Annotated in this window: 18 protein-coding genes; all 18 read right to left on the bottom strand. The window is 34.4% G+C overall.

The window, feature by feature from the left end; translation table 11 throughout:
• Positions 1-7: 7 nt before the first annotated feature.
• Complete coding sequence (moaA, locus tag EV145_RS06170; RefSeq protein WP_133524352.1) at positions 8-1,015, bottom strand: GTP 3',8-cyclase MoaA; 1,008 nt, start codon at positions 1,013-1,015, stop codon at positions 8-10.
• A complete protein-coding gene (gene moaCB, locus EV145_RS06175; protein WP_133524353.1) occupies positions 1,002-1,916 on the bottom strand; it encodes a bifunctional molybdenum cofactor biosynthesis protein MoaC/MoaB in 915 nt (304 codons plus the stop codon). Before moaCB ends, moaA begins: the two co-directional genes overlap by 14 nt.
• On the bottom strand, positions 1,916-2,347 hold the full coding sequence (locus EV145_RS06180; RefSeq protein ID WP_133524354.1) for a molybdenum cofactor biosynthesis protein MoaE: 432 nt from the start codon (positions 2,345-2,347) through the stop codon (positions 1,916-1,918). The genes moaCB and EV145_RS06180 overlap by 1 nt, the downstream gene beginning before the upstream one ends.
• Positions 2,348-2,379: 32 nt before the next feature.
• The gene (locus tag EV145_RS06185; RefSeq protein ID WP_166638417.1) at positions 2,380-2,733 is read right to left on the bottom strand and encodes a lysozyme inhibitor LprI family protein; all 354 of its coding nucleotides are present in this window, start codon (positions 2,731-2,733) and stop codon (positions 2,380-2,382) included.
• Between the two features lie 24 nt (positions 2,734-2,757).
• The gene (gene moeB, locus EV145_RS06190; protein WP_133524356.1) at positions 2,758-3,837 is read right to left on the bottom strand and encodes a HesA/MoeB/ThiF family protein; all 1,080 of its coding nucleotides are present in this window, start codon (positions 3,835-3,837) and stop codon (positions 2,758-2,760) included.
• A 4-nt stretch (positions 3,838-3,841) separates the two neighbouring features.
• Positions 3,842-4,078: a MoaD/ThiS family protein gene (locus EV145_RS06195; RefSeq protein ID WP_133524357.1), complete on the bottom strand. Its 237-nt coding sequence runs from the start codon at positions 4,076-4,078 to the stop codon at positions 3,842-3,844.
• 2 nt (positions 4,079-4,080) lie between these two features.
• On the bottom strand, positions 4,081-4,869 hold the full coding sequence (gene cobA, locus EV145_RS06200) for a uroporphyrinogen-III C-methyltransferase (RefSeq protein WP_133524358.1): 789 nt from the start codon (positions 4,867-4,869) through the stop codon (positions 4,081-4,083).
• 5 nt (positions 4,870-4,874) lie between these two features.
• Positions 4,875-5,450 (bottom strand): molybdenum cofactor guanylyltransferase, encoded by a 576-nt coding sequence (locus EV145_RS06205; protein ID WP_133524359.1) that lies wholly within the window; start codon positions 5,448-5,450, stop codon positions 4,875-4,877.
• A gap of 184 nt (positions 5,451-5,634) precedes the next feature.
• The gene (locus EV145_RS06210) at positions 5,635-6,381 is read right to left on the bottom strand and encodes a sulfite exporter TauE/SafE family protein (protein ID WP_133524360.1); all 747 of its coding nucleotides are present in this window, start codon (positions 6,379-6,381) and stop codon (positions 5,635-5,637) included.
• A 149-nt stretch (positions 6,382-6,530) separates the two neighbouring features.
• Entirely contained in the window at positions 6,531-7,703 is a 1,173-nt protein-coding gene (gene glp / locus EV145_RS06215; protein ID WP_133524361.1) for a gephyrin-like molybdotransferase Glp, read from the bottom strand.
• A gap of 167 nt (positions 7,704-7,870) precedes the next feature.
• Positions 7,871-8,119, bottom strand: a complete 249-nt coding sequence (locus EV145_RS06220) for a DUF6755 family protein (protein WP_133524362.1) — start codon at positions 8,117-8,119, stop codon at positions 7,871-7,873.
• Positions 8,120-8,134: 15 nt separating this feature from the next.
• The gene (locus EV145_RS06225; protein WP_133524363.1) at positions 8,135-8,647 is read right to left on the bottom strand and encodes a Rieske (2Fe-2S) protein; all 513 of its coding nucleotides are present in this window, start codon (positions 8,645-8,647) and stop codon (positions 8,135-8,137) included.
• 10 nt (positions 8,648-8,657) lie between these two features.
• The gene (locus tag EV145_RS06230; protein WP_133524364.1) at positions 8,658-9,227 is read right to left on the bottom strand and encodes a 4Fe-4S dicluster domain-containing protein; all 570 of its coding nucleotides are present in this window, start codon (positions 9,225-9,227) and stop codon (positions 8,658-8,660) included.
• Positions 9,228-9,245: 18 nt separating this feature from the next.
• Entirely contained in the window at positions 9,246-11,462 is a 2,217-nt protein-coding gene (locus EV145_RS06235; protein ID WP_133524365.1) for a molybdopterin oxidoreductase family protein, read from the bottom strand.
• 143 nt (positions 11,463-11,605) lie between these two features.
• Entirely contained in the window at positions 11,606-12,655 is a 1,050-nt protein-coding gene (locus EV145_RS06240) for an MFS transporter (RefSeq protein WP_133524366.1), read from the bottom strand.
• Positions 12,656-12,685: 30 nt separating this feature from the next.
• Positions 12,686-14,278: a magnesium transporter MgtE N-terminal domain-containing protein gene (locus EV145_RS06245; protein WP_133524367.1), complete on the bottom strand. Its 1,593-nt coding sequence runs from the start codon at positions 14,276-14,278 to the stop codon at positions 12,686-12,688.
• A 19-nt stretch (positions 14,279-14,297) separates the two neighbouring features.
• Positions 14,298-15,776: an MFS transporter gene (locus EV145_RS06250; RefSeq protein WP_133524368.1), complete on the bottom strand. Its 1,479-nt coding sequence runs from the start codon at positions 15,774-15,776 to the stop codon at positions 14,298-14,300.
• A gap of 215 nt (positions 15,777-15,991) precedes the next feature.
• A complete protein-coding gene (locus EV145_RS06255) occupies positions 15,992-17,464 on the bottom strand; it encodes an MFS transporter (protein WP_133524369.1) in 1,473 nt (490 codons plus the stop codon).
• Positions 17,465-18,229 lie beyond the last annotated feature (765 nt).

Consider the following 18,229-nt stretch of genomic DNA (forward strand, 5'->3'; position numbering starts at 1 on the left):
TCAACAATTATCCCCCAATCGCAATCATACTGCGATTATCAAAATGTTTTGCTGGATCATCCATTTCAGAAACACTTACCATTCCGGCACGAACTTTCTTTTTATTTTGAACAGATTCTGAAATCAAGTTTGTAATTGATTCACCATTTCTAAAAGCCGTTAATAAATCGGTTTCAGAATTAGAAAAAAGGCAATTTTTGATTTTCCCATCGGCAGTCAATCGAATTCGGTTACAGCTGTCACAAAACGGATTTGTAATCGAGCTTATAATTCCAAAATCACCTTGGAAACCTTTTATTTTATAATTTCTCGAAGTAAAGTTTTTTTCCTCTTCTAATTTTTGAATTTCTTCAGAGGAAAAATCACTTTCGACCAAGGATAAAATCTCATTTTGAGAAACCATTTTGCTTCTGTCCCACTCGTTTCCTGCAAACGGCATAAACTCAATAAAACGAACAGAAATTGGCAGAAACTGAGTCAGTTTTACAAAATCAACAATTTCGTTATCGTTAAAACCTTTCATCAAAACTACATTTACTTTTACTTGAAAATCGTTATTCAAAAGCAAATGCAGATTATCAACAACCTTTTCAAACTGGTTTCTAAGCGTTATAGAGGCGAATTTAGACGAAACTAAAGTATCTAAACTCAAATTGATTTTTTTGATTTTAAACTGTTTTAAAACATCAATATGACGATCAATTAAAATTCCGTTTGTAGTTATGGAAAGGGAAATATCTAACGAAGCTAATTTTGAAACAATTTCTGGAAAATCCTTTCTTAACAAAGGTTCTCCTCCGGTTAATCTAATTTTGTCTACACCATTTTGTACGAAAGTCTGTGCGATACCAAAAATCTCATCGGCCGTCATTAAACTGGCTTTTGGAGAAAGCGCAATACCGTCGGCTGGCATGCAGTACGTACAACGCAGATTGCATTTTTCCAGCAACGAAATACGCAAGTAATTATGTCTGCGCCCAAAACCGTCCGTTAAAATTGCGTTAGAGGCTTTCATGATTTTTACCTTTTAAAATATGAAAAACATGCATGACATGCGGAAAAACAGCGTCCATAGATTCTCGTACTCCGTTTGTAGAACCTGGCAAAGCCAAAACTAAACTTTTACCTAAAGTTCCAGCCACGCTTCTTGAAAGCATTGCATAAGGCATTCTTTGCTGTCCGTAATTACGAATGGCTTCTTCGATTCCGGGAATTCTACTTTCTAAAATTGGCGATAAAGCTTCTGGTGTAACATCTCTTGGAGACAATCCGGTTCCACCTGTAAAAATAACCAACTGATGTTCTTTGGCGAAAGCTTTTGTTTTTTCCTGAATAATATCAAATTCATCGGGAATAACTTCATAATGAGAAGTTTCAACTCCGTAAGAGTCTAGTTTTTCTACGATAGTTTTTCCAGAACGATCTTCCTTGTCTCCAGCAAAAACCGAATCAGAACAAACAAAAACAGCTGCTTTTATAGCATTCGGAAATTTATTTTTGAAAGAAGATTTTCCGCCTTCTTTATTGATTAATTTGATAGTTGAAATTTCAATTTCTTTATCAATCGGTTTCAACATATCGTACATTGTCAACGCTACAATCGATGCGCCGTGCATCGCTTCGACCTCAACTCCAGTTTTGTAAACCGTTTTTACATTGAAAATTATCTGAATTTCTAATCCTTCAATTTTATATTTTACCGAAGTAAATTCAATTGGAATCGGGTGACAATCAGGGATTGACAAATGTGTATTTTTTACCGCAAATAATCCGGCAGTTTTTGCCATTTCGAGTACGTTTCCTTTTGGCACAAGATTATTTACCACCGCGTCAATTGTTTCTTGTCTGCTGACTTTTACAATTGCAGTTGCGGTTGCTTTTCTTAACGTGCTTATTTTATGCGTAATATCTACCATTAACTATTTTGTTTCCAAGTGAATGTGTCATTTTCAAACATTTCTTTGCCAAAAATCGGCACATCAGTTTTAATCCAATTTACAATCGCTTCCGTAGCTTCATAAACTTGTTTACGACGTGTTGCCGAAACGAAAACGAATAAACAAATTTCGCCCGCTTTTACAACGCCCAAACTATGGTAAATGTGCATGCAGGTTAAATCGAATTTGGCGAAAGCTTTTTCACGAATGGTATGCAATGCTTCAATCGCCATATCAGTGTATGCAGAATAATCAATTGCTACGACAGTGTTATCGTGAATCACATCGGCGCGAACTTGACCTAGAAAAATATTATGCGCCCCAATTGTATGTTTCGACTGGTGCTTTGCAATCGACTCCGCTATAAATTCAGGAGCAATTGGTCCTTCTACAAATACATTTTTACTCATTGTTTTTATTTTTTGAAGTTTTTATCGTCATATTAAAAACCTTCAATTAATTCCTTTAATTCTTTAGTTCTGCTTATGGTTGCTTGTGTTAAACAATCAATATTCATTTTGTTGGCAATCACGCCATCTTCATCTTCAGCATAACTTTTAAATTTACAGTTAGAATCTCTAAAATTAATCCAATCCTTTTGGGCATTAGTTAAAGCAGTTTGATCAGCTTTACTCAATTTCTTTTTAAGTTTATTATAAACAACATTTAGTTCTTTATCTGCTTTTTCATATTCTCTATAAAGTCCTGTTTCGCCTGTAGCATCTTCGCTTGTTTGTGAAAAAGATAATTGAGTACAGCAAAAAACTAAAAATAAAGCTAAAAGTGTTTTTTTCATGGTTTTATTTAAAATTGTAAGCATTTAAGTTTTAGATAAGATCTTTTCTTCTTTCAATAAACTCTTCATTGCCAAAGCGCCTCCAGCAATACTTTTTATACTTTTAAATTGATATTTTTGAAGTAATTCAACAGCGCTTTTGCTTCTGATTCCCGATTGGCAGAAAATATAAATTGTTTGGCTTTTATCCAGTTTTTCAATTTGATTTTCCAAATCCATTAAGGGAATCTGCATTTGATTTTTTAAACTTATTTTTGGCAATTCATCTTCATTTCTAACATCTAAAAATAAAACTCCATCCCTATTTATTTCATCCAAAACCGATTTAAAACTTATTTCTTCAACTTCAGCTTTATTGTATTTTTCTTCGAATGTTTCCCTGCTTATGGTTTGAACATCGCTTTTATCAAAATCATATTTCTGCTGTTCATTATTCAGAATATTATAAACCAATATTTTTCCGTTTAAAACTTCGCCAATTCCGAGAATCATTTTCAAAACTTCGTTAGCCTGAAACATTCCGATAATTCCAACCGAAATTCCAATAACGCCTGCATCTTCACAATTTAAAGCATTTGAATTTTCATCTGGATACAAACATCTGTACGTTGGTCCGTTTTGATAATTGAAAACCGAAACTTGTCCCTGAAATCTAAAAATCGACCCATAGACCATTGGTTTATTTGTTGCCAGACAAGCATCGTTTATTAAATATTTAATCGAAATATTATCTGTCGCATCAACGATAATATCATATTTTTCAAATAACAAAATGGCGTTTTCAGCTGATAATTTTTCAGAAAAAGCTTGTACTTCAATTTCAGGATTTAACGCTGAAATCATCATTTTTGCTTCTTCAGCTTTCGATTTTCCAACAGCCGAAGTTTTGTAAATTACCTGACGATGTAAATTTGAAATTTCGACAACATCATCATCCACAATTCCAATATTACCAACTCCCGCCGAGGCCAAATAAGGCAGAATTGAAGCGCCCAAACCTCCGGCACCAATCACCAAAACCTTAGCTTTTGATAGTTTTTGCTGGCCTTCCTCTCCTATTTCAGGAAGTATGATTTGTCGGTTATATCGGTTATCTGAATTCATATATTTATCCTCCGGCAAATGGAGGCAATAAAGCTACAATATCACTGGCTTGCAACTGATATTCTTGTGTTTTTGAAACTATTTTTTGATTTACTGCAACGCTAAAAGTCAGCGATTCGAATGCATATTTTTCATCTAAATCCTGCAATAACTGTTGCAGTGATACTTCAGAAAAAGATAACTTTTCGAATTCACATTTTGTTTTTTCTGCGACAGCTCCAAAATATTTAATCTCGATCATTCTTATAAATTTAAATTCTGAAAAATAAATTCATCATCAAAATGCTCCCAAAAATATTCTGTTAGTTTTGATGTATTTTTTACTACTTCGCCAATCACAATTATGGCAGGCGATGAAATATTATTTTCGGATACCAATTTAGTAATTGTGTTTATAGTTCCTATTACTTTTTGCTCGGAATTTTTGGTTCCGTTTTGAATTATGGCAATTGGCAGATCGTCATTTCTATTTTCCTGATAAATCGAAATAATTTCCTTCAATTTATGCATTCCCATCAAAATAACCACCGTCGCCTCCGATTTTGAGGCCAAATGTATATCTTTAGATAATTCATGATTCGAAGTTGTTCCGGTAATAACCCAAAAACTTTCGGCAATTTTTCGCTGTGTCAAACTGATTCCTGCTGCAGCCGGAACACCTAAAGCCGAAGAAATTCCAGGAACGACAGCGGTTTCTAATCCAAATTTTACGGCATAATCAATCTCTTCACTTCCTCTACCAAACACAAAAGAATCACCGCCTTTTAAACGTACTACATGACCGAAACGATTTGCCATTGAAACAATCAATTCGTTAATTTGATCTTGTGTATACGCGTGACAGCCCAAACGTTTTCCCACAAAAACAATTTCAGCATTTGGCGCGTATTCTAATAATTCTTCGTTGACCAAAGCATCATACAAAACAACATCAGCGCTTTCTAAAACTTTGATTGCCTTTAATGTAATCAATTCAACATCGCCCGGACCTGCGCCTACAATGGTCAATTTTGGAGTTTTTAAATTTCGCATAGTCTTTAAGTTAAATTGATATTCAAATCATTTAATTCGTCTGCCGAATTAATATTGGCCAAATGAAAGTTTTCACTTTCTTCTATATTGATAATCTGATGTGGCAATTTTGCCAGCAAATCCATCATTTTTAATTCGTTTGAATCGATTGCTTCTTTTATAATTGGAACAATTTTTTTTGAATAAATTCCAATTAGTGGATGTGTTTTACTTTCTGAAGCAAAAACTGTAATTCCAGCTTCTTCTGTATGTTTTGAAATCAATTCCTGCAATAATTCGGTTGAAATTAACGGAATATCACAACTTAAGATCAGATTGAATTCGGTTTCAGAATGTGATAATGCTGTGTAAATTCCACCCAGCGGACCTTTATCTAAAATTAAATCTGGTATTTTCTCGTACGCCAGATAATCGTATTCTTTTGAAGCCGTAATCAGTTTTATTTTATCTGAAATAGGCAAAATAGCCTGAATGATATGTTCAATAAATGGTTTATTCTGAAACAAAACCAAACCTTTTTCAGACTGCATTCTGGAGCTTTTTCCTCCACAAAGAATAAATACTGTTAATCTTGTTTCCATGACTTTTTTGTTTCAGGTTTCAGGTTTCAGGTTTCAGGTTTCAGGTTTCAGGTTTCAGGTTTTGCCAATCTTTGTCCCGACGGTTGAAACCGTCGGCTATATTTATATATACATTTGTTTTTTCAAACATTGCCCGAGGTTTCAACCTCGGGGACGCATTATTGAGCGATTTTGTTTTTCATTTTCAAGGAAAAACCAATTTAATGCTTGCCAATAAAATCACTGTTCCCAAAACCATTTTTAATGTTCGATTCGAGAATTTCCCGCTTCCGTAAAATCCGCCTAACATTCCTCCCACAACTGCAATTGGCACTAAATAAAAACTTTCCATCGGAATTGTTTTTCCTCCTAAAAAGAATCCCAGCATTCCTGCAAATGAATTCACAAAAATGAATAAACTCGAAACTGCCGCCGATTCTTTAACTGATGCCCATCCTAAAAATAATAAAATCGGGCTTAGGATAATTCCTCCACCAATCCCTAACATTCCAGATAATAATCCGATAGCAAAACCAATTAGCAATGCAAAAGGAAGATTGATTTTTACTTCTTCTTTCTCTTTAAAATTGAATATTCCGAACAGCCTTAAAGCTGCAAAAACTAATACAATTCCCAAAACAATTTTATAAATCGCGTTATCTAGTGTGATAAAACCGCCAATAAACGCTGCCGGAATCGATGCTATTGCAAACGGATAAAAGAGCTTTGGCTTGAAATAATTATTTCTATAATAAAATAAGAACGAAATACTCGAAACAAATAAATTCAACAACAATGCCGATGGTTTCATCACCGAAATTGGAAAAGCAAAAATGCTCATTAAAGCCAAATATCCAGATGCACCACCGTGCCCAACACTTGAATATAAAAATGCAATAACAATTAATGCAAAACTGAATAATAGTATGTTTTCGGAACTAAATAATTGCATTTTGTTTAATCGTTTATTTGGTTAACTGTTTAATCGTTTTTTTGCTTCAGATTTCTTAGCTATATGTTTTAATTTACACACTGCTTTTCATCTTTACTAACTAAAAATCTATTTTCTTGCTTCTTTCTTCTATTTTCTAATTCTAAAATTTAGTCAATTGGCAATAATGTAACTAATTGACCTTTTTTGTATTGCTCAACATTTTCAGGAACGATTAATAAACTGTTTGCTATCGCAAATGTATTGAGCATTGCCGAACTTTGTCCGTCTAATACCGTTACAGTTGTTTCATTGTATTTTGCTTTTAGAAAAAGCGTTTTTCCAGTGCTATTTTTGATTTCCGAATTTATTTTTCGAACCACTTTAGGTTTATGAATTTCCGAAAATCCCATTTTATTTTTTACAGCCGGCGCCACATAAATGTAAAAATTAGTCAGCGATGAAGCTGGGTTTCCAGGAAGAGCAAAAACTAAAGTTTCATTTTTAGATCCAAAAAACATTGGTTTTCCTGGTTTCTGATTGATTTTATAAAAAAGCTCTTTTACATCGTTCTGTAGTAATGCTTCTTTTACAAAATCATAATCTCCAACTGAAATACCACCAGAAACTAGAACAATATCGTATTTTTTTAAAATACTTTCTAATGCTTTCTTTGTTGCTTTCAGATTATCTTTTACTCTGTAAACTTTCGTTTTTTCAATTCCAATAGTCTGCAATGCTGCTTCGAGCATAACCGAATTACTTTCGAATATTTTGCCTTTTTTTAATTTCTTGCCCGGCTCCACTAATTCATTTCCTGTAACTAAAATAGCAACTTTCGGCTTTTTGTAAACTTCAATTTCTGTAATTCCTAAACTTGCCAAAAATCCAATTGCTGCTGGAGTAACTAGAGTATTTGCTTCAAAAACAACCTCATCTTTAGCAATCTGTTCTCCCTTTGGTCGAACATTTGAAAATTTTTCAGGCATTTCGGCAATCAAAATAGAATCGCTGTTTGCCATTACATGTTCCTGCATTACTACTGTATCTGCACTGTCTGGAACAAAAGCACCGGTAAATATTCTGATCGCTTCGGTTGACTTTAATTTTATATTTGAATGATCTCCAGCTTGAGAAATTCCCACAATATCATATTGATGACGTATGCTGTGTGTAAAAGCATATCCATCCATCGCCGACTGACGAAACGGAGGCATATCGATGGGTGAAATCACTTTTTCTGCTAAAACATATCCAAGCGCTTTATGCACTGCAATACGTTTTGTTGGCATTTTAGCACTGTTTGCTTCAATAATTGCTATGGCTTCTTCAACTTTAATCATTGGGCTATTTTGTAATAAGCAAAAAATACTTATTACAAATATAAGTATTTTTACTTAGTTAAAATCGTTAAAAATCTGAATTCTTTTAAAAAATATAAATTTAGCGCAATTAATGCAAATAGATTCATAAAAAACCAAAATAGCTTTTTGAAATTAAGAATTTTATTTTATTTATTTCTAAAATTTCCTTTTGGAAGATAATAAAGCCAAGCAAAACCAATTAAAAAAAGGATTGCAGAAGCGATAAAAGCAGGAAGCAAAATTTCTTTGTTATTGTCCAGCGCATTATTTAAAGAGGCATATAAAAGCCAAATCTGAATGCTGACATTTAGAATTAAAATAAATATAAGTGTAGAAAGTATATTGTTCAGTTTATTAGGATTTGCACGGTTCTGACTTCTTCTAAAAGTACTCATAATTCAAAATTTAAATTAGCTTTCTCTCTTTTCAATTAATGCTTTTACAAAAACAGCATTTTCTTTAAAAACTACTTCTAATTGAGGCAAAGCTCGTGGTGGTGGGCCTGCAATGACATCTCCGGTCTTGGCATCAAAAGATCCTTCGTGACACGGACAATGTATAATTCCGGTTCCGGGTTTGTAAAAAACAGAACAGGAAAGATGTGTGCATTTTTGCTCGTACGCTCTAAATTCACCACTTTCAAGATGAATCAAAATATACGGAATTGTGCTTCCTTCTAATACAAAACCTCTTGTTCCTCCTACTGGAACATCTTCTTTATTACATATAAAATGTTCGCCTTGAACTTCTTCTTTTGGCAAAAAAAGTGCTTTTGCAGTAACAAACCCAGTTCCTACCATTAATCCGCCGGAAACAAACGTTAGGAATTTAGCAAAATCGCGTCGGCTGACTTGAGTTGATTCTTGTTTTTTTATTGGAAAATCTTTTTTCCAGTTTTCATTTAAATTATCTTCTTTAGACATGATTCGGCTTTTAATAAATTCGTAATTCTGTACTCCCTTTAGGCATCATAATGTTGACCTTTGTTGTTACTTTTTCGTTTCCAAAAATAAAATTATTGACTGGCGAACTATTTGGTCTCATTTCTTCAATTTGTTCTCGCGTTCCATAAAACAAAGCACCGCTTGGGCAAACTGTTGCGCACATTGGTTTTTTACCAACACTTGTTCTGTCATAACACATAGTACATTTCATCATTAAATCGTATTCTTCAACTTTTTTTGGTACACCAAAAGGACAAGCCATCACGCAGTTTGAACATCCGATGCATCTTTCAGTACTTGCTGTATGCACAACGCCAAATTCATCTTGCGAAATTGCATCAGCCGGACAAACATTTGCACAAACCGGATCTTCACAGTGCATACAAACCTGAACTGTTGTCTGAATTGTCGAAGCACGATCTACATAATTCACACTTATTAATGTCTGCTGACCATTAGTTTCACATTCGGCACAGGCCATTTCGCAGGCTTTACAGCCAATGCAGCGTTGCATATCTACAAAAAACTCTTCACTAGTATTAAAATTGGTTAAATTCATAAGGTTAATTTTTATAGATTAAACACTTGCATACGCTTCCGATTCTTTAGATGGTGCAGCAATTTTTCCTTGCGGATCTAATTTGCAGGCGCAGACTTTAAACTCTGGAATTTTTGAAATTGGATCTAAAGTTCCCGGCGTTAATTGATTTGCCGATTTATGTCCCGGCCAGTGATACGGTATAAAAACGGTATCTTTTCTAATTGTTTCGACAATATTGGCTGGAAAAATTCCTTCGCCTCTTCTGGTAACGACTCTAACCAGTTCACGCTGTTTTATTCCATAAGCGCTTGCCATTTCCGGATGAATTTCTACCATTGGTTCTGGAAACTGATCTACTAATTTTCCGATTCTGCGGGTTTGTGTTCCGCTCAAATATTGTGAAACAACGCGTCCGGTTGTCAATGTTACAGGATATTCTTCATCGGTAACTTCGCCCGGAAGTTTATATGGCGCCGGATTAAAATGTGCTTTTCCGTCAGGCGTTTTAAACTTTTTATCTTCCCATAATCTTGGTGTTCCCGCATGATCTTCAGTTGGGCACGGCCAAAAAACGCCCATATTTTCCTCTACTTTTTTATACGTAATTCCAAAATAATCTGCCGTTCCCCCTTTTGAAGCAACACGCAGTTCATTGAAAATTTCTTCGCTGTTGTTGTAAGTGAATTTATCTTTTTCGCCCAAACGCTCTGCAATTTCTAATAAAATCGAAGTGTCTGTTCTTGCATCTCCTGGAGGCGTAACCGCTTGTCTGATTCGGATCACTCTTCCTTCTGCAGAAGTTGTAGTTCCCTCTTCTTCTTCCTGTAATGATCCCGCTAAAACAATATCCGCATGACGGGCAGTTTCATTCAAAAAGAAATCAATACAAACGTAAAATTCCAATTTTTCAAGTGCGGCACGTACATAATTATTATTTGGAAGAGATACCAAAGGATTAAAACAAATCGAAATCAATCCTTTTATTTCATCTCTGTGAATGGCTTCAATAATTTCGTAAGCCGTCAGCCCTTTTCCTGGCATATCTTTTTCGTCGATTCCCCAAACTTCCGAAATGTATTTTCTATGTTCCGGATTTTCAATATCCCTATTTCCAGGCAATTGGTCACATTTGTGTCCATGTTCCCTTCCGCCTTGACCATTTCCTTGTCCGGTAATGGTTCCGTAACCGCAATATGGTCTTCCAATTCTTCCTGTTGCCAAAACAAGGTTAATACAACCCAAAACATTATCAACTCCTTTTGAGTGATGTTCAATACCACGTGCATGCAGTAAAAAGCTTGTTTTTGCTTTTCCCCATAATTCGGCAGCAGCTTTTATTTTTTCTTTGTCAATTCCAGTTACTTCTTCTGCCCATTCTAATGTATACTCTTTTACAGCATCAATAGTTTCCTGAAATCCTGATGTATAATTATCAATAAAATCATGATCGAGCATGTCGTGATCAACCAAATATTTCAGCATTGCGCCATATAAAGCCGAATCAGTTCCGGGTTTTACATCTAAATGAATATCGGCAGTTCTTGCAAGTGGAATCATTCTTGGATCGATGACAATTAATTTTGCACCACGATCTCTTGCTTTCCAAATCCAATGCGTCAAGGTTGGAAAAGTCTCACTGATATTTGCACCTGCTACAATAATCACTTCAGCATATTCTAAATCTGAATAATTGTTTGAGGCACGGTCCAAACCAAATGCTTTTTTATTCCCAGCCCCGGCACTCACCATGCAAAGTCTTCCGTTGTAATCCAGATTTCTTGTTTTTAGGGCAACACGCGCAAATTTTCCAACCAAATAACTTTTTTCATTTGTCAATGAAACTCCAGATAGCATTGAAAAAGCATGTTTTCCGTATTTTTCCTGAATTCGTTTTATTTCAGAAACTGTTTTGTCCATCGCATCATCCCAAGAAATTTTCTCAAACCCTTTTCCTTCCACTCTTTGTATTGGTTGCAAAAGACGATCGGGGTGATTATTTTGTAAATAACGCTGAACACCTTTGGGACATAAACGACCTTCATTAAAAGGGAATTCCATCCAAGGCTCAAAACCAACTACTTTATTCTCTTTGACTAATAATTGAATACCGCACTGCATCCCGCAAAAACAACAATGCGTTTTTACAACCTCATCTGGTTCATCTCTTCCGCCATAACCATCAGCAGGCGCATAGTTTAAATGTGGTCCAAAAACATCTATAATTTTTTCTAATGATACTGGTAGTTTTGCCATTCTTTTGTTTTTTTTGTTTCAAGTTTCAGGTTTCACGTTCTGTGCGAAACTTGAAAACTGAAACTTGATACTTTTATAAATTAAATTTCAAGTTTCACGTTCTGTAAGGAAAACTTGAAACCTGAAACTTGAAACTATTTTCTTTATCCAAATAAATTTCCGCCTTCTAATCTGGCTTTTAAATGAGCCTGAGCTAAGCGTGATCTTTTTCCTTCTGGGCTTAAATCTAAATGAGATGTTCCGTCTTCGCGGGTAAAATCAAAACCTAATTGCTGTGTTACAATTTTCAAATCGTCAATATGAAGCTGTGTAGCGAATTCCTCTCCTGTATGCGGACAAACGGCCATACCTTTTTTAATTCCTTCTTGTTTGTAAATATGTGCTCCAATTTGTGCCGGACGCTGAATGATGTGAAAGAACTTTCCAAACGGAATCCAAAGCAAAAACATAATTACGGTTACACAATGAATTACAGCAAGAAAATCATAAGCAAAACCTTTCATGAATTGATAAGAATAAGTGAGACATAATCCGGTAACTGATATTGCGATTAATAAAATCAAAGGCAACAAATCACCTTCAAATGTTTGTGTTGCAATAAGTCCGGGATTTGTTAATCTTCTTCTTAAATAATAAACAGATCCAATTATAACGAGCCATGAAGACCAGTTTAGCGCATGAAAAATTAGAAATGCCAAAAAGGAATTTATTTGAAAATCCATCATTTTGAATCCGAAGAAATGTGCTTCGTAAATCGAAATAGAATTAGGTGCCAATGTAAAATGAATCCATCCAAATGTGAGCGGAATTGTAATCGCAAAAGCAGACAAACAACCAATTGCAATGCAGAAATGTGCAAACCATCGCCATTTGCTTCGTGGATAGATAAATCGTTGAACAACAATATTCTGAACCGATTCTTTTCCTAAAAACCATAAATGCGAAAATATTTTTCCGGTAAAAAGGAATCTGATACTCCTTTTAAAATACATCCAGGTTGGGGGTCTTTGAAGCCAAACTGTATATCGATAAACAATTCCGAAGAAAGCAAATACAGTTCCGAAAAGATAGGTTACCAGTGCTGCATCAAAATTCTGCAATTGTCTTGAGCCGAAGAACACCAGTACAATTGTTAGTATTGAAACCAGTGAAGCAACAAGTAAAGCTTTGGTATTAAATGCCTTATTTTTCATCCTTAATTTTTTATTTTAATGATTACTTCATTAACTTGGTTTCTCACAATTCTTACGATTATAAAACCACCAATTGATACCTGTAGCTAATATAGTGAAAAAAGCAACACCAATAAAGAATTGATTTACAGTACCATTAGCCGAAATATTATTCCCTATTAATTTAGAAAATATAAATGGTCCAAATGCAGCTATTGCGGCAGTCCATCCAATAACACCTGCTGCCTGACGCGGGTTTTCTTTGAAAATGATTGGGTATTGTCTAAAGGTTCCAGCATTGCCGATTCCCGTAAAAAAGAACATTGCCAAAATTACTCCAACAAAAAGTGGAAACTGATCCATACTTGTTGGTGCAACTAATCCTTGAGTCACTAAAATAACGGCTCCGGCCAGGATACCTAAGCCTGTTAGAGATGTCAATAGGGCGCCTCCTACTTTGTCCGCTACAAATCCAAAAGCTATTCGGCTGGCAGAACCTATTAATGGACCATAAAAAGCATATACTAAAGGATCTGGTGCATTTGGAAAATCTCCATATAAAAATTTAATCATTAAAGGAAAAGCCGCAGACAATCCCGCGAAAGTTCCGAAAGTCATTACGTAAGTAATTGTGCAATACCATGTATGTTTATTGGAGAAAATATCCAATTGCTCTTTTACCGAAGCTTTCATTGGAATACTTCTTAAATAAAACCAGCTTACAAAAGCCATAATTATTAAAAAAGGCGCATACCAAAATGCTGCAGATTGCAAGTAAATTGGTTTGTTTTTTACCGCTGTATTTTCGGTGCTAATGTTGTTTATTATTTTCTCAGCCAATTTTGGATTTGCATTTGCAATTGCCTTTGCTTTGACCTTAATTGGAAGCGAATTAAAAACAACTACATTATCCTGAGAGTTCACAGCCGTACTCACAGAATCAATAACATTTTTCTTTACGTTAGATAAAATTTTTGTTTGTACTCCGGTATCAAGGGCAGCGAAAACTTCTTTTTGTTTTTCTATTGACGAATTTTGAAAGACTGCCAATGTTTCTTTCGGGTCAATACTTGTAAAAACAGTCGAAGCTCCAAAAATTCCAACACTGATAATTAGTGGCGTAACAAATTGCGCTATTGAAACTCCAAAATTTCCAATTCCTGCTTGAATTCCTAATGCAGTCCCTTTTAATCTTTGAGGAAAAAACAAACTTGTACTTGGCATATAAGAAGAAAAATCGCCACCGCCAAAACCAGTTGTAAAGGCCAAAATTGCAAAAACCCAAAAAGGTGTATTTACATTCATAATTGCAAAACCAATTCCGATTACAGGAATTAATTTAATTGCTGTTGCCAAAGATATAATATGACGTGTCCCAAAAATGGGAAGCAAAAATGTGTGAACAATACGCAGTAATCCGGCTGCTAATCCTGGTATCGCGGTTAACCAAAAGAGCTGTTCTTTTGAAAAATTAAAGCCTAATCCAGGTAATTTTACTGCTATAACGCTCATCATAAACCACGAGGCAAATGATAACACTAATGTAATTGTTGTAATTGTTAAAGTTCTCCATGCCATTTTACTTCCGCCAGCATTCCAATACACTTCATCTTCGGGGTTCCATTTATCTAACCAAGTTTTCATTTTTATTGTAGTTTAATTTTTAATGATTGTCTTCTATTTCTCTCGTAAAATCGGGTGATTTGCTTCGCATAGCAGTTATAATTGTTCTGTGCATCCATACTAAACAAAGAACAGAAACCAGAAATATGAATATCCATGAACTTGTCCAGAGTCCGGTATAATTGAGGAGATAGCCAAAAATTATTGGACCTAAAAAACCTCCCAGACCACCAATCAAACCAACCATGCCGCCCACAACTCCCACTTCATTTGGAAAATATTCCGGAATATGTTTGTAAACAGCTGCTTTGCCAATTCCCCATGAAATTCCTATTAGCGTTACCAAAACCACATACACCCAAAGATTGGCGCTGAAGTTTATTTGGGTAATTCCCTTTGCTAATAATTCTTTCTTTTTAACTTCTTGATTTTGTTGTACGATAATTTCCTGCCATGATTTTTTTACAGGAAAAACAGAAGATTCGCTTATTACTTCGACATCTTTTTTGCTATTAATTTGATGTGTTTTTCCATTAACTATTATTTTATCTGCCGAAATTTCTGTTACTGTTCCGTTACTTAAAGACATAACTCCAGGGCCAGCAGTAAAGATTTCCATTTTTGGAAACATCAATAAAAAACTAATTACAATTGAAGAACCTAAAACCCAGTACATTACTTTTCTGGCTCCAAATTTATCTGAGAGATAACCTCCAAAAGCTCTTATAATTCCAGAAGGAAGACTGAACATTGTAGCAAACATGCCGCCCATTACCAAGGTAGTATTGTAGACGTTCATAAAGTTGGGAAGAAGCCACTGAGAATAAGCTACAAAAAAACCAAAAACTAAAAAGTAATACGTTCCAAAACGCCATACTCTGCTCTTTTTAAGTGGAGCCATAAGCTCGCTCATTGTTTTTGAAACACCTTGATTCGTCTTGTTTTTAGCAAAAACGACAAAAAGAATTCCGATAATTACAAGTATGGATCCGTATATAACTGGAAGCATTTTCCAGCCGTTAACGGGATTATTTTCAGATAAATTATTTAATAATGTAGGGGCAACAAAAGTGGTAATGGCAGCACCGGCATTTCCCATTCCGAATATTCCTAATGCTCTTCCCTGCCATTCTTTTGGATACCAAATTGAAGTGTATCCAATCCCGACAGCAAAACTGGTTCCCACTAGTCCGAAGAAAAAGCTAAGTACTGCAAAACTCCAAAATGAATCTGCAAACGGCATTAAGAAAAGAGGTACCGAACAGAGCAAAAGCAAAACAGAAAAAATTATTTTGCCACCATATTTATCTGTTAAAATCCCCATTGGCAACCTGAAAATTGAACCCGAAAGAATAGGAATTCCGAGAAGCCATCCTATTTCTACAACTGTGAAACTGAATATTCCTTTATCGGCTAAAAAAGTAATCAAAACGCCGTTTAATGTCCAACAGGCAAAACATACAGTAAAGGCAAGTGTATTAAGAAATAAAATTCGGTGAGATTGGGAAAGATTATTCATACTTAGAGGATTACTTAAATATAATTGCGTAATTATCATCAATTATACAAGCAAAATTATAGCCTCAGATTCTAGTTTTCTATGACATATATCATATAAAAGACATTTTTGTCTTATTTTAAAACATCCTAAATAATAAAATTAAGTACATAAAAAAAACCTTTTTCCAGTTTTAAGAAAAAGGCTTTTTTAATGTATTTCATTCTAAATTAACTTTAATGTTTTCTATCCATATCTTTTGCATATTCTGGCGATTTCTCTTTCATTAAATTCACAACAACACGATGCATCCAGATTAGGCAAATCAGTGAAACTGCCAAAATGAACATCCATGAACTTGTCCAAAAACCAGTTGTACTTAAAAGGTAACCAAAGATAATTGGGCCAAAAAATCCGCCTAAACCTCCAAGCAGACCAACCATTCCTCCTACTACTCCAACTTCATCTGGAAAATAATCAGGAATGTGCTTATAAACTGCTGCAGAACCAATTCCCCAAGCGGCTCCAATCATAATGACTAATGCTAAATAAATCCACATATTAGCTTCAAAATGAATTTGCGTAATGCCTTCTGCTAGCAAATCTTTCTTTTGAACTTGCTGATTCTGCTCTACTACAACTTCCTGCCATGATTTTTTAGAAGGAAAAAATTTGCTTTGCTCAGCATTTTTATTTTCTTGCAAAATTTCATAAGTTTTGTCGCCAACCACAACTTTATCTTTAGAAACCGAAGTCACTGTTCCTGCTTTTGATGCTACAAGTCCAGAACCAGAGGTTGTTATATTCATTTTAGGAAACATTAATAAAAAACTTAATGCCACTGAAGAACCTAAAACCCAATACATTATTTTTCTGGCTCCAAATCTATCTGATAAAAATCCGCCGTAGGCTCTTATTACTCCAGATGGAAGACTAAATAATGCCGCAAAAAAACCGCCCATGACTAAAGTTGTGTGATACACGTTTAAAAAATTTGGAAGCAACCATTGAGAAAAAGTTACAAATGAACCGAAAACAAGAAAATAATACAGTCCAAAACGCCATACTCTGACACTTTTTAAGGGTTTAAAAACTTGTTTTATTGTTTTTGGCGGTGCATCAACTTTTTTATTTTTTGTAAAAATCAGGAAAATAACTCCCATTGCAAGAAGCACACTTGCATAAATTACCGGAAGCAATTTCCAGCCATTTACTGGATCGCTTTCGGAGAATTTTGTTAATAAAGTTGGGGCGAGAAATGTAGTTAGTGCTGCACCTGAATTTCCCATTCCAAAAATACCTAATGCCCGTCCCTGCCATTCTTTTGGATAATACACAGAGGTGTATCCTACTCCTATCGCGAAACTAGTCCCTACCATTCCGAATAAAAAACTCAAAATAGCAAACGTCCAGAAATTGTAAGCAAAAGGCAGCAGAAACAGCGGAATTGAACTTAAAATCAACAAACAGGAATAAACGGGTTTACCTCCAAATTTATCCGTAAGAATTCCCATTGGCAATCGCATTACGGAACCCGTTAAAATTGGGATTCCCAATAACCATCCTATCTCGACGACACTCCATTCAAAAATACCACGGTCATTTAAAAAAGTTACCAATACTCCGTTAAGTGTCCAACAGGCAAAACAAACTATAAAAGCTAATGTATTAAAAAACAGAATGCGATGAGATTGTGAAAGATCAGCCATAGAAAAATAGTGTTAGAATTAATACTTTAAAATTTAACCTATAAATCAATATTGCGCAAAAAAGCAAGAATGGTTTTTACTGCAAAAAATAAGAATAGATTAAAAATAGGAAAAAATCACATAAAACACTAATAATAAACAACATAACCAATTAAAAGTAATAATTGCCTTATTCCTCTCTTTTTTAATTTAATTCCACAAAAACATATTCTGAGACGCTTCTGAGCTGTTTTTGATGGATTTGTATGTCTCACAAAGTATTAAAAACAAGCAATTTAAATGTAAAATACTACAATTTAAAACATGAAATAAAAAAACTTTTAACATTTTTCCTCAATATAAATAAATTTCAATGTATTGATTTTCAACACTTTAAACCTTATTTTAAAACTCGTAATTAGCTCATCTAAAGAGTTTTTCAAAAAAAATCATGTAAATTTTTGGTTTTTATTATATTAAAATTAACTTTGTCTATAGGATTAGTAGAGTTTAAGATTGTATTTTAAAACCAAAAACACTATATTTTGAAAACAACCAAAAGCATATCGTATTTAAATCTTCAAAAAAAATATACTTATAACAACTGTTGTTATATGTGCTTCTGTTGTTAATTCTCAACGCAATTCATTCGTTATCAGATTTATTTTAAAAATCAAAACGAAACCTATATTCACCACACGATTACATTTATTGAATACAAATATCTGGCTGATGCATATTTTGCATTCTGGATGATTTTTAATTATATAACTATTTTAAAAAGAA

Source organism: Flavobacterium sp. 245 (genome assembly GCF_004362055.1).
Lineage (GTDB): Bacteria > Bacteroidota > Bacteroidia > Flavobacteriales > Flavobacteriaceae > Flavobacterium.

Excerpts from the sequence above, each read along its gene's own strand:
- moaA (WP_133524352.1), bottom strand. The coding sequence starts at position 1,015 with ATGAAAGCCTCTAACGCAATTTTAACGGACGGTTTTGGGCGCAGACAT.
- moaCB (WP_133524353.1), bottom strand. The coding sequence starts at position 1,916 with ATGGTAGATATTACGCATAAAATAAGCACGTTAAGAAAAGCAACCGCA.
- EV145_RS06180 (WP_133524354.1), bottom strand. The coding sequence starts at position 2,347 with ATGAGTAAAAATGTATTTGTAGAAGGACCAATTGCTCCTGAATTTATA.
- EV145_RS06185 (WP_166638417.1), bottom strand. The coding sequence starts at position 2,733 with ATGAAAAAAACACTTTTAGCTTTATTTTTAGTTTTTTGCTGTACTCAA.
- moeB (WP_133524356.1), bottom strand. The coding sequence starts at position 3,837 with ATGAATTCAGATAACCGATATAACCGACAAATCATACTTCCTGAAATA.
- EV145_RS06195 (WP_133524357.1), bottom strand. The coding sequence starts at position 4,078 with ATGATCGAGATTAAATATTTTGGAGCTGTCGCAGAAAAAACAAAATGT.
- cobA (WP_133524358.1), bottom strand. The coding sequence starts at position 4,869 with ATGCGAAATTTAAAAACTCCAAAATTGACCATTGTAGGCGCAGGTCCG.
- EV145_RS06205 (WP_133524359.1), bottom strand. The coding sequence starts at position 5,450 with ATGGAAACAAGATTAACAGTATTTATTCTTTGTGGAGGAAAAAGCTCC.
- EV145_RS06210 (WP_133524360.1), bottom strand. The coding sequence starts at position 6,381 with ATGCAATTATTTAGTTCCGAAAACATACTATTATTCAGTTTTGCATTA.
- glp (WP_133524361.1), bottom strand. The coding sequence starts at position 7,703 with ATGATTAAAGTTGAAGAAGCCATAGCAATTATTGAAGCAAACAGTGCT.
- EV145_RS06220 (WP_133524362.1), bottom strand. The coding sequence starts at position 8,119 with ATGAGTACTTTTAGAAGAAGTCAGAACCGTGCAAATCCTAATAAACTG.
- EV145_RS06225 (WP_133524363.1), bottom strand. The coding sequence starts at position 8,647 with ATGTCTAAAGAAGATAATTTAAATGAAAACTGGAAAAAAGATTTTCCA.
- EV145_RS06230 (WP_133524364.1), bottom strand. The coding sequence starts at position 9,227 with ATGAATTTAACCAATTTTAATACTAGTGAAGAGTTTTTTGTAGATATG.
- EV145_RS06235 (WP_133524365.1), bottom strand. The coding sequence starts at position 11,462 with ATGGCAAAACTACCAGTATCATTAGAAAAAATTATAGATGTTTTTGGA.
- EV145_RS06240 (WP_133524366.1), bottom strand. The coding sequence starts at position 12,655 with ATGAAAAATAAGGCATTTAATACCAAAGCTTTACTTGTTGCTTCACTG.
- EV145_RS06245 (WP_133524367.1), bottom strand. The coding sequence starts at position 14,278 with ATGAAAACTTGGTTAGATAAATGGAACCCCGAAGATGAAGTGTATTGG.
- EV145_RS06250 (WP_133524368.1), bottom strand. The coding sequence starts at position 15,776 with ATGAATAATCTTTCCCAATCTCACCGAATTTTATTTCTTAATACACTT.
- EV145_RS06255 (WP_133524369.1), bottom strand. The coding sequence starts at position 17,464 with ATGGCTGATCTTTCACAATCTCATCGCATTCTGTTTTTTAATACATTA.